2 protein-coding genes and 1 pseudogene are annotated in these 2,311 nt (G+C 70.6%); all 3 read left to right on the top strand.

Annotation, left to right across the window (positions count from 1 at the left end; translation table 11 throughout):
* Window positions 1–135 precede the first annotated feature (135 nt).
* A complete protein-coding gene (gene tatB, locus D7V93_RS41935) occupies window positions 136–669 on the top strand; it encodes a Sec-independent protein translocase protein TatB (protein WP_120648555.1) in 534 nt (177 codons plus the stop codon).
* Window positions 670–708: 39 nt separating this feature from the next.
* The gene (tatC, locus tag D7V93_RS41940; protein WP_120648556.1) at window positions 709–1,914 is read left to right on the top strand and encodes a twin-arginine translocase subunit TatC; all 1,206 of its coding nucleotides are present in this window, start codon (window positions 709–711) and stop codon (window positions 1,912–1,914) included.
* 12 nt (window positions 1,915–1,926) lie between these two features.
* Window positions 1,927–2,311, top strand: a pseudogene (locus D7V93_RS41945) (potassium transporter TrkA); the annotation flags it as partial.

Consider the following 2,311-nt stretch of genomic DNA (forward strand, 5'->3'; position numbering starts at 1 on the left):
ACGCCATACCGGGGGCCCGGCCGCCCGCCCCCTCATCACGGTGCCGGACGGACGCTGGATGTCCGCTGGCGGTTGCGCGGGCCCGCTCCCGGCGCGATAACCGGGGAACTCCCGCTGAGGGGACTCTGAAGACCCATGTTCAACATCGGCGCAGGCGAAATGGTGTTCATCCTGGTGGCCGCGCTCATCGTGCTCGGCCCCCAGCGGTTGCCTGAGCTGGCGCGGGCCATCGGCAAGTTCATGCGCGAGTTCCGTCGGCAGACGGACGACGTGCGCAACGTGGTGGAGCGCGAGTTCTACGCGATGGACGAGGACTTCAACCGCGAGCTGCCGGCGCGCCCGGGCACGCGCGTGCCGTCGCCGCCGCCGGAGCTGGCCGCGTCCTCGCACCTGCCCCTGGGCTCCCCGCACAACCTGCTCGCGGAGCCCTCGCCGTCGCTCACCGCGTCGCTGGACCCCGCGCGGCTGCCCTCGCCCCAGGAACTGGATCCGTCCGCGCCGCCTGCGTCGTCCCCGCTGCCTGGGGACCCCGCGGCCCTGGCGGTGGCGGCATCAGAGCCCCCGGCGTCCTCCGAGGCCGGGGTGGAGCCCCGGACAGGCGAGGATGGCCTTCCGCAACTCGCCCCCATCCCGGGCACGGTGGCGCGCAACGCGCCGAAACGGAGCTGAGCCCTGAACCGCCAAGGGGTTGATTTCAACGACCTGCGCATGAGCCTGTCGGAGCACCTGACGGAGCTGCGCTCGCGGCTCGTGAAGTGCTCGCTCGCGGTGCTCGTGCTGGGCGCCGTGTCGCTCATCTTCGCCAAGCCCATCTTCGGCCTGTTGATGCGGCCGGTGCTGGACGCGCTGCCCGCGAATGGGCGCTCGCTCGTCTACACATCCGGCATCGAAGAAATCAACGTGCTGATGAAGGTGGGCGTGTACTGCGGCATCTTCCTCACCACGCCCGTCATCCTCTGGCAGATCTGGGGCTTCGTGGCGCCGGGGCTCTACCCGGAGGAGCGCAAGTACGCGTCGCCCTTCGTGGTGCTGGGCTCGGTGGCGTTCATCGTGGGCTCGCTGTTCTGCTACTTCCTCGTGCTCCCCTCCATGTTCAAGTTCCTCCTGAGCGAGGAGGAGACGCTCGCGCTGGAGCAGCGCGTGGACACGGCGAGGCTGGGCGCGGAGGACGCGCTGCGCTTCCTGCGCATTGGCGAGGTGGAGCGCGCCGGGCACCTGGCGAAGGAGACCAGCGCCACGCTGACGGCCGCCGGCCAGGGCCAGGTGAAGGACCCGGAGGTGGCAACCGCCCGGAGCGTGGAGCTGACCGCGCGCCTGAAGGGGCTGGGCGACCTGCTGGACGCGGCGTCGGACGGGCTGGGTGTGCCCGCGCGCGGCGTGCTGCGCGCGGCGGTGGAGAAGCGCGTGGAGGCGGTGACGGCCTACGGCCGCCAGGACTACGCGACGGCGGAGGCGGCGATGGACCAGTCCGCGAGCCTGCTGGCGGGGGTCGCGCCCACGCGCGCCGAGGAGATGTCGGGCCTCTGGCGGCTGGAGAAGGAGCTGGCGAAGGGCCACGCGGAGGCGGAGGCCGCGCGCTGGACGCGCCCCATGCTGACGATGAACGAGCAGCTGTCGCTGGTGCTGCTGCTCATCCTCGCCTTCGGCGTCATCTTCGAGCTGCCGCTGGTGATGGCGCTGCTGGGCATCGTCGGGGTGGTGCAGTCGAAGTGGCTCATCCGCTACCAGCGCCACGCCTTCGTGGTGTGCCTCATCGCGGCGGCCATCCTGACGCCCACGGGCGACGTGGTGAACCTGTCGCTCATGGCTGGGCCCATGCTGCTGTGCTACGAGCTGGGCGTGCTCGCCGTGTGGCTCATCGAGAAGCGCCGTGCGAAGGCGGAAGCCTCCACGGACATCACCCCGGCGGCCTGAGCGCCCGCGCGCATGAAGAGCCTTGGCGCGCGGCTGATGGTGGACCTGCGGTACCTGCGTGCGCTGTCGCGCAGGTTCCGCAGCACGCTGCTGCTGGCGGCCGTCATCTTCGGGCTGGGGCCCCTGCTGTACCAGTGGCGCTACGTGGGGCCGGGCGGGGACCGCCTCTCCTACGGGGAGGCGCTGCACCACGTGTACTTCCTGCTCTTCGGTCAGCCGTCGCTGCCGTACGTCAGCGACTGGCTGGTGGAGACGCTCAACATCCTGATTCCGCCCGTGAGCATCGCGCTGGTGGTGGATGGCGTGGTGCGCTTCGCGTACCTCTTCTTCGCCCGACACAAGAACGACAAGGAGTGGGTCTCCGTGGTGTCCGAAACGATGAAGGGCCACGTCGTGG

This window comes from Corallococcus llansteffanensis (assembly GCF_003612055.1).
In the GTDB taxonomy this organism is placed as follows: domain Bacteria; phylum Myxococcota; class Myxococcia; order Myxococcales; family Myxococcaceae; genus Corallococcus; species Corallococcus llansteffanensis.